The sequence below is a fragment of the Sulfitobacter sp. G5_S2_6_S6 genome (assembly GCF_054968505.1).
In genome coordinates this window covers 815,856-824,158 of the sequence record NZ_JBQKUI010000001.1, presented here as the reverse complement: position 1 = coordinate 824,158, position 8,303 = coordinate 815,856, and the positions used below count along the sequence as shown (strand labels likewise).

At 55.3% G+C, this 8,303-nt stretch carries 6 protein-coding genes and 2 pseudogenes; 5 read left to right on the top strand and 3 right to left on the bottom strand.

The features are described from left to right. Positions 1–308 precede the first annotated feature (308 nt). The 5 genes and pseudogenes from ACTRWK_RS04090 to ACTRWK_RS04070 all read left to right on the top strand — a co-directional run. Positions 309–548, top strand: a pseudogene (locus tag ACTRWK_RS04090) (transposase); the annotation flags it as partial. A gap of 240 nt (positions 549–788) precedes the next feature. Further along, positions 789–1,259 carry an IS110 family transposase gene (locus ACTRWK_RS04085; protein ID WP_462843801.1) on the top strand — a complete coding sequence of 157 codons (471 nt, stop codon included), beginning with the start codon at positions 789–791 and terminating at the stop codon, positions 1,257–1,259. Positions 1,260–1,300: 41 nt separating this feature from the next. Continuing rightward, the gene (locus ACTRWK_RS04080) at positions 1,301–2,200 is read left to right on the top strand and encodes a transposase (protein ID WP_462843800.1); all 900 of its coding nucleotides are present in this window, start codon (positions 1,301–1,303) and stop codon (positions 2,198–2,200) included. Positions 2,201–2,208: 8 nt separating this feature from the next. Further along, positions 2,209–3,124, top strand: a pseudogene (locus tag ACTRWK_RS04075) (IS3 family transposase); the annotation flags it as partial. A 9-nt stretch (positions 3,125–3,133) separates the two neighbouring features. Beyond that, on the top strand, positions 3,134–3,505 hold the full coding sequence (locus ACTRWK_RS04070; protein ID WP_081858721.1) for a hypothetical protein: 372 nt from the start codon (positions 3,134–3,136) through the stop codon (positions 3,503–3,505). 261 nt (positions 3,506–3,766) lie between these two features. Here ACTRWK_RS04070 and ACTRWK_RS04065 read toward each other — a convergent pair whose 3' ends face one another. From ACTRWK_RS04065 to gyrB, 3 genes are all read right to left on the bottom strand, one after another. Beyond that, the gene (locus tag ACTRWK_RS04065) at positions 3,767–4,621 is read right to left on the bottom strand and encodes an SDR family oxidoreductase (protein WP_289081605.1); all 855 of its coding nucleotides are present in this window, start codon (positions 4,619–4,621) and stop codon (positions 3,767–3,769) included. Positions 4,622–4,640: 19 nt separating this feature from the next. Then, a complete protein-coding gene (locus ACTRWK_RS04060; protein ID WP_289081606.1) occupies positions 4,641–5,213 on the bottom strand; it encodes a TetR/AcrR family transcriptional regulator in 573 nt (190 codons plus the stop codon). A 667-nt stretch (positions 5,214–5,880) separates the two neighbouring features. Continuing rightward, on the bottom strand, positions 5,881–8,295 hold the full coding sequence (gyrB, locus tag ACTRWK_RS04055) for a DNA topoisomerase (ATP-hydrolyzing) subunit B (protein WP_005850135.1): 2,415 nt from the start codon (positions 8,293–8,295) through the stop codon (positions 5,881–5,883). Between the last annotated feature and the right edge of the window lie 8 nt (positions 8,296–8,303).

Genomic DNA, 8,303 nt, shown 5'->3' with positions numbered 1-8,303 from the left:
GATTTAGCGAATAGGCCGCAGTCGAAAGACTCGCGGCCTTTTTGATGTACCCAAAGCGCAATAGTTTCAACAACTTACCCGCCAGCAGCGCCGTATGACCGCGCTCTGCATCGTGATGGATCGTAATGCTGTCAATAAGTTCTCCAAGGGTAATCCCCCCTAAAATTAGTGGTGTTCAAAAGTAGAATTTTTTCGGCAAGATATCTGAGGAGATTTACGATGAAGAACGGACGATTTAGCGACGCACAGAGAATAGCCCCTAGATTTGTAGACGCTTTCTTCCCTAACTTTGAGGCAAGGAGGCCGTTATGGGGAAGCCAAATTTCAGTGAAGATTTCAAGCGCGATGCAGTCCATCAGATACCAGTGCGGGGGTATGCCGTTCGCGAGGTTTCGGAACGGTTGGGCGTCAGTACATATTCGCTCTACAAATGGATGAAGCTCTACGCAAAAGCTGCGTCACAGGCATCATCTGTTGACCATGAAGCTGAGAACCGCAGGCTCAAGCGTGAGTTGGCGCGGATGACGGAGGAGCGTGACATCCTAAAAAACCGATCCGGGTTGTGGCCCGCTTGTGCGGGGTAGAAACAGCCTGTGCTATGTTGCGCTATGAAGGGCAGCGGCCGTTCGCTTATTGGTGGTCTGTCTTGGGTCAGAACCCCGTTAAAAAACGTGGTCCATGGGTTGATGCGAACTTGCGAGTGGTGAAGCTGTTTTGCAGTGATCCCGGTTGAGGCAAGATGACGGATTTGCATAGCCCACGCCCTTCGGTTGCCAACAGGAGGACAGATGATGGCAAAGCAAAAGACCGAACGGCCCCCTACCATTGAGACCGTCAACATTGGCGCTGCCGCTGTTGATATCGGTTCGCGTGAACACATGGCTGCAGTGAACCCTGACGTGACAGATGCACCCGTGCGTGCGTTTGGAACTTTCACGCATGATCTGCATGATTTGGCCTATTGGTTCAAATCGCACGGTGTGACCAGCGTCGCGATGGAGTTCACGGGCGTGTATTGGATCCCAGCCTACGAGATACTCGAACAGCATGGCTTCGAGGTTATACTGGTCAACGCCCGCTACGCCAAGAACGTCCCAGGTCGGAAGACGGACGTCAGCGACGCAAGTTGGCTGCGCCAGTTGCATTCATATGGGCTCCTGCGGGGCAGCTTTCGACCATCTGCACAGATCGCGACGTTGCGGGCTTATCTGCGCCAGCGCGAACGGTTGGTGGAATATGCAGCTGCTCACATCCATTGACCGGCAGGGTATCGCATAGCGATGTCCCGAGAGGGGAGCACATGCAGAAGGCACTGATGGAGATGAACGTCCAGCTGCATCATGTCGTCTCTGATATCACCGGCGTGACGGGGATGAAGATCATCCGTGCGATTGTTGCGGGCGAACGGGATTTGGACGTGTTAGCCGCGTATCGCGACGTGCGTTGCAAGGCTTCAACAGAGACAATCAAAGCCGCGCTCAATGGGAATGATCGCCCCGAACACATCTTCGAGCTGACCCAGTCGTTAGAACTTTATGACTTCTATCAGGCCAAGATGCTGGAATGTGATCGCCATCTTGAGGCGACACTGGCGGCATTGGGCGCGGACACCGGACATGACCCCGGCGAGTTGCCCCACCCGCGAACCAAAACCAGGCAGGTCAGCACCCCTTCGTTTGATATCAGAGCAGCGTTGTTCAACGTCCTCGGCGTTGATCTGACGCAGATCCATGGAATGGGGCCGTCCCTGTCGCTCAAGCTGGTTGGAGAATGCGGCACTGACCCGCGCGCCTGGCCAAGTGCCAAACACTTCACGTCGTGGCTCTGCCTGGCACCGGGGAACAAGATCTCCGGCGGGAAGGTCCTATCATCTCGGACGCGCCGGTCATCAAGTCGTGCTGCGGCTTTGTTGCGATTGGCAGCGGTCACGATCGGGCGCAGCGATACCGCTCTAGGGGCTTTCTACCGCCGACTGGCAGCACGCGCGGGCAAGGCCAAAGCAATCACTGCGACAGCGCGCAAGATTGCCGTCCAGTTCTACAATACCCTCCGATACGGCTTGACATACAAAGACCCCGGTGCGTCCCATTATGAAGAACGATACCGCAATCGCGTGCTTGGCAATCTCAAACGTCGAGCCAAGTCATTCGGGTATGATTTGCAAGAATTGCCACTGGAGGCTGACATGGCTGTTTCTTAGAAAGCGGCCGCGTACTTCGCAAAGGATGCAAGGTGAAGTACGCGTTCATTGCCAAGCACCGCGCTCAGTATCCGGTACGCAGGATGTGTCGTTGCCTCAATATCCATCCCAGCGGGTTCTATGCATGGATTAAAAATCCATTAAGCCACCGTGCGCGTGAGGATACGCGTCAGACCAAGCTGCTCGAAGAAGCTTGGAACGACAGTGGCAAGGTCTACGGATACCGTAAGCTGCATGACGATCTGGTGGAGTTGGGTGAGACCAGTTGCCCAAACCGTGTTACTAGGTTGGCCCGTTTGGCCGGGATCCGCGCTGAGATCGGGTACAAACGTAAGCCGGGCAAGTATGGTGGAAGGCCGTCAGTCGTCGTCGACAACACGTTAGACCGGCAGTTTGATGTGACAGCGCCAGACACCGCCTGGGTGTCTGATATTACTTATGTCAAAACCTATGAGGGGTTCCTCTATCTGGCGGTTATCATCGACCTCTACTCACGACGTGTGATCGGCTGGGCGACACAAACGCGGCAACCAACAGACCTCGTGCTGCAAGCCCTTCTGATGGCTGTCTGGCGACGCAAACCTAAGCTACGCGTCCTGATCCACACGGATCAAGGCAGCCAATACACCAGCAGGGACTGGGCGGCGTTTCTGCGGGCCCACAATATCGAACACTCGATGAGCAGGCGCGGAAATTGCCATGACAATGCGCGCGTCCATTGTCCTCGGACCAATGGCGGACAAAGACTTGCCTGAGAGCTTCTTCAACCCGCTCAAACGGGAACGCGTCCGGCATCGAACATATAAAACCCGCGAGCAGGCCAGACAGGACATCTTCGACTACATCGAAATGTTCTATAACCCGAAACGCAAACATGTCAGAAACGGTATGCTGTCGACTTCGAAAACAGACAGTCCAATGTGAACCAAGAAGGTGTCTAGGAAACCAGGGGCTATTCAGGATTGGGCGGCCAAAGGGGTTGCGCTTCTGGGTGTCAGAGCTGTTATCGCACGCAGCTTTGAGCGTATCCACCGTACTAATCTGATCGGTATGGGAATTTTGCCTGTACAAATTACTGACGATTTTGACCCGCAATCTGCTGGCTTGTCAGCGTTAGACACTTTGGAAATTGATGCGTCATTGGCAAGAATAGGTGTCCAGAAAGAGGTACCAGTTCGACTTTACCGACCAAATGGATCTGTGCAGAGTATTGTGTGTCGCGCCGCCGTGGAAACTCGACACGAGGTCGAACTCCTCAGAGTGGGTGGTGTGTTGTCTGGTATCCTGACATCTTGTTTAAGTTGACATATTGTCAGGCGTTTTTGACAGAAAACCTGCTGAGGCCACCACAGCTGGTCAAATGCTCCGCACCATTTGACGAATGACCGGTTCGGTGAAGCCGCGTTGGGGCAAGGTAAGGTGGCACCGATGTCCGGAGAAGGCCGACTTGGGCCGGTTCTGCGAAGCGTAGAAAAGGCAAATATGCGTCGCAAACGTCGCCAAATTTCATAGCGACGTTTGATTTGATTATGAAACAGAAAAAGGCAGAGGCCCCGAACGCCTAGACTATTTCAGGAACTGTTCGGCGACCAGCGATTGTTGTTTTAATCCATCCGGATCAAGGCCAGTCTTTAGTTTGCTGAAGTCTTCGGACCATTCAGAAGTCCGCGTGCGGACAGGAGGATGTTCTGAACCCATTACCTTCATGACAATCGCAGCGACCTCATCCGCGGTCTGGTAAATGCCCGTCTCTTGGCGGTTTTGAGAACCTGCAATATATTTTTGAAGGATCGGCAGGTATTCGTCCTCCAACATGCCACCCGTCTGTTCGACTTGCTCCAGCACCGTATTGGCGAACTCAGAAGCTATGCCGCCTGGCTCAACGGCGGTGAAGTGGATGCCGAACGCTGGGGTGATGTAGCTGGCCATTGCCTCTGTCAGGCCTTCGACAGCAAATTTCGCACCGCAGTAGATTTCGTTGAAAGGCTGACCAACCAAGCCACCGACAGAACTGATGTTGATCACATGGCCGGCGCGGGCTTTGCGCATGTGTGGCATGACCGCCTTGATGCAGCGCGTGACGCCTGTGTAGTTGATGTCGAGGATCTTTTGGATATCAGTTTCTTCGGCCTGCTCAAGGCTGCGCACATACCCCATGCCAGCGTTGTTGATCAGCACGTCAATGTGGCCCTGTTCGGCAATAACGGTATCGACTGCTGCGTTGACAGAGCCCGTATCCTGCACGTCGAGTTGCAGCACGTTCAGCGATACCCCCGCAACCTGTGCAGCCGCATCAAGTGTGCCGCGTTTTTGTGTGTTGCGCATGGTGGCATACACGGTGTGTCCTGCCTGTGCAGCCTGAACGGCGGTGGCCACGCCAAGGCCAGTGGATGTGCCTGTGATGAGTATAACTTTCGGCATGGTTTGATCCTTTTGATTGCTATTTTGCGATCGAAAGCCAGACCCGCTCAAAGGTCTGTTCGATCAGTGTTTCGGGGATTTTCTGACCTAAAAGGACGGCACTGCGTGCGAGCTGCATGGCGGGAGCGACCAACAAAAGCGAAAGCAGACTGGTATCAAGATCGGCCAGAGTGCCGTCATCCACCCCGCGTTTTAGGAGTGCCGCAATATCAGCGGCATATTTGTCTGTGATGGCTTGTTGCTCTGGTGAGAGTATCTTTGCAGCACTCACATAATCGAGAAACAGGAAGTCCTGCGGGCGGATACGCACAAAGTCGAACATCGCAAACCACATATTTCGTACAAGTTGCGCGCTGTCGGTCTCGACCTGGTGTTTGGTGACGGTGTGGTGGAAGTCTGCCTTGAGCTCCATGTACACCTTCCGGAGCATGTCATCCTTGTTTTCAAAATGGACGTAGATCGTGCCTGCGGAGACCTTTGCCCGCGCAACGATGCCTGCTACATTTAACGAGGAAATCCCGTTTTCCACAACTTCGGCGACCAAAGCGTCGCGGAGTTTTTCTCTGGTCTCTGATTTGCTCAGTCTTGGCATTTATCATCCTCACCGCGGGCCATGGTCAATTTAGGTAATGAATATTCATTATCAATATCGGTGTAGCAACTTTTCCTGCTTTTGTATGTTTAAGGTTTTAGGTGAGCGACCGAAGCACTCAACGTGCGGATGCTGCTGGCCAAGCGTAAGGCTCGACCTTCGCAGGTCACATGGCTATTGGTTCAGTCCGTGCAGGTGGCTTGCAGCTAAGTTCTGCCAAGGGCCATAGTAACCGTCTTGCAATGCAACGTTTGCCCGCACTGCTGACCTCATCCTGCCAAATTATGCTGCACGATGCCACCGATGGCTGGTTTGAGGAAGCAACAGCCTAGCAATGATCAGCCCAACGAATGTCAGTTTAGGGCCGTAAGCGGCCGCCTGCCCTAAGCGAATGTAGTTGTAAGCATAAAATGCGGAGCTGATTGGGGCGGGGGTAAGGGGCCAGTCCAATGTCATGGGCAATGAGCATGGAGTGATTGAAGGCTAATTGGAATGTTCACTCGGATCTGAAAGGGGAGGCGGCAAGCCTGGCGCGATCCTATAAGCCCTCCGTATTTGGATGAATCAAATAAGTTATTGAATTAAAATGATTTCATATTGCTTGGCATCATCGGCGACGCGCAAACTTATGCGCGCCACGCAATTTTACCCGCTTCCCTACAAACGCTCAAAAATCCAGGTTCTCGACGCTCAGCGCGTTTTGCTGGATGAATTCGCGGCGGGGTTCTACGACGTCGCCCATCAGCTTGGTGAACAGGTCGTCTGCTTCGGCCATATCCGCGACCTTAACCTGCAACAGGGTGCGGGCGTCGGGGTCGAGCGTGGTTTCCCACAGCTGATCGGGGTTCATTTCGCCCAGACCTTTGTAGCGTTGCAGGGACAGGCCTTTTTCACCTTCGGCAAGGATCGCTTCAAGCAGGTCCATGGGGCCGTGGATCAGCTGGCTACGGTCTTTGCGCACCAGTTTGGCGGGCGTGCCGTAGACGTCTTGCAGGTGCTCTGTGAACCCGCCCGAACGTTTGGCCTCGCCCGACCGCAGCATACGACCGTCGAGGGTACGCACCTCTTCCACGCCGCGCAGGATGCGGGCGAGGCGGACGCCGTGGTCTTGGGTGATGCGGCCTTGCCAGCCACGTTCCCATTCCAATGCGATCAGGTTCAGGCGCTCTGCGACCTTGTCGGCCACGCCTTGCAGATCAGCATCAACCGCGCCCGGCACAAAGGCACCGGCGATGGCGGCCTGTTCCAGAATATGGCGGGGGTAATGGGTCGGGAAAGCTTCGAGAACACGACGCATCTGGCGGGCCAGATCGACGACGCGGGCCAGATCCTGACCGGTGATTTCCTCGCCATTGCCCTGTTTTAGCATAGCGCCTTCAATGCCTTGCTGGATCAGGTAGTCCTCCATCGCGGCCTGATCCTTGAGGTAGACCTCGGACTTGCCACGCGACACTTTGTACAAGGGCGGCTGCGCAATATAGAGGTGGCCGTTCTCGATCAGCTGCGGCATCTGACGGTAGAAGAACGTGAGCAGCAGCGTGCGGATGTGCGCGCCGTCAACGTCCGCATCGGTCATGATGACGATCTTGTGGTAGCGCAGTTTATCGATGTTGAATTCATCGCGGCCAATTCCGGTGCCGAGCGCCATAACAAGGTTACCGATTTCCTGACTGCCCAGCATCCGGTCAAACCGGGCGCGTTCGACGTTCAGGATCTTACCTTTCAGGGGCAAGATCGCCTGTGTCTGGCGGTCACGGCCCGTTTGCGCAGAGCCCCCGGCGGAGTCACCCTCCACCAGAAAGACTTCGGTTTTGGACGGGTCTTTTTCGGAGCAATCCTTGAGCTTGCCCGCAAGGAAGTTCACATCCATCGCGGTCTTGCGGCGGGTCAGGTCGCGGGCCTTGCGCGCCGCTTCGCGGGCGTGGGCGGCTTCGATGATCTTGCCGACGACGATCTTGGCAATCTGCGGGTTTTCTTCAAACCATTCGGCCAGCTTTTCGTTCACCAAGCCTTCGACGGCGGGGCGCACTTCAGAGCTGACAAGTTTGTCCTTGGTCTGCGAGCTGAACTTTGGGTCCGGCACCTTGACCGACAGCACGCAGGTCAGGCCTTCGCGGGCGTCATCCCCGGTGAAGGATACTTTTTCCTTCTTCGCGATACCTGAAGATTGCGCGTAGTTGTTGATTGTCCGCGTCAGCGCCCCGCGGAAGCCCGCGGTGTGGGTGCCGCCGTCACGCTGCGGGATGTTGTTGGTAAAGGGCAGCACGTTTTCATGGTAGCTGTCGTTCCACCACATCGCGACTTCAACGCCGATATCGTCTTTCTCGCCCGAGATGAAAATCGGTTCGGGCATGACAGAGGTTTTCGACCGGTCGAGGTATTTCACGAATTCCTTCACGCCGCCTTCATAGAAAAGCTCGGTCCGCAGAGGTTCGGCAGGGCGTTCATCAGTCAGGATGATGCGCACACCGGAGTTCAGGAACGCCAGTTCGCGCAGACGTTTTTCCAGCGTCTCGAAGCTATAGTCGAGGTTCGAAAATGTCTCGGTCGAGGCCATGAACCGGACTTCGGTGCCGGTGCGTTCGGTGGGGCCCACGACCTCTAGGTGTTTGGTGGTGAAACCGCCTTCAAAGCGCGCGACGTGTTCCTTGCCTTCGCGCCAGATGCGCAGTTCCAGCCAATCGGACAGCGCGTTCACAACCGAAACGCCCACGCCGTGGAGACCGCCGGATACCTTGTACGAGTTGCTGTCGAACTTACCACCCGCGTGCAACTGGGTCATGATGACCTCGGCGGCGGAAACGCCTTCTTCCTGGTGGATGCCGACGGGAATGCCGCGCCCGTTGTCACTGACCGAAACAGAGCTGTCGTCGTGAATTGTGACGTTCACCGCATCCGCATGACCGGCCAGCGCCTCGTCAATACCGTTGTCCACGACCTCATAGACCATGTGGTGCAGACCCGACCCGTCATCGGTGTCACCGATATACATGCCCGGACGTTTGCGAACCGCTTCTAAGCCTTTGAGAACCTTAATGGAATCTGCGCCATATTCCTCGGGGAGCTGATCGGTGTCGGACATATTGGGAA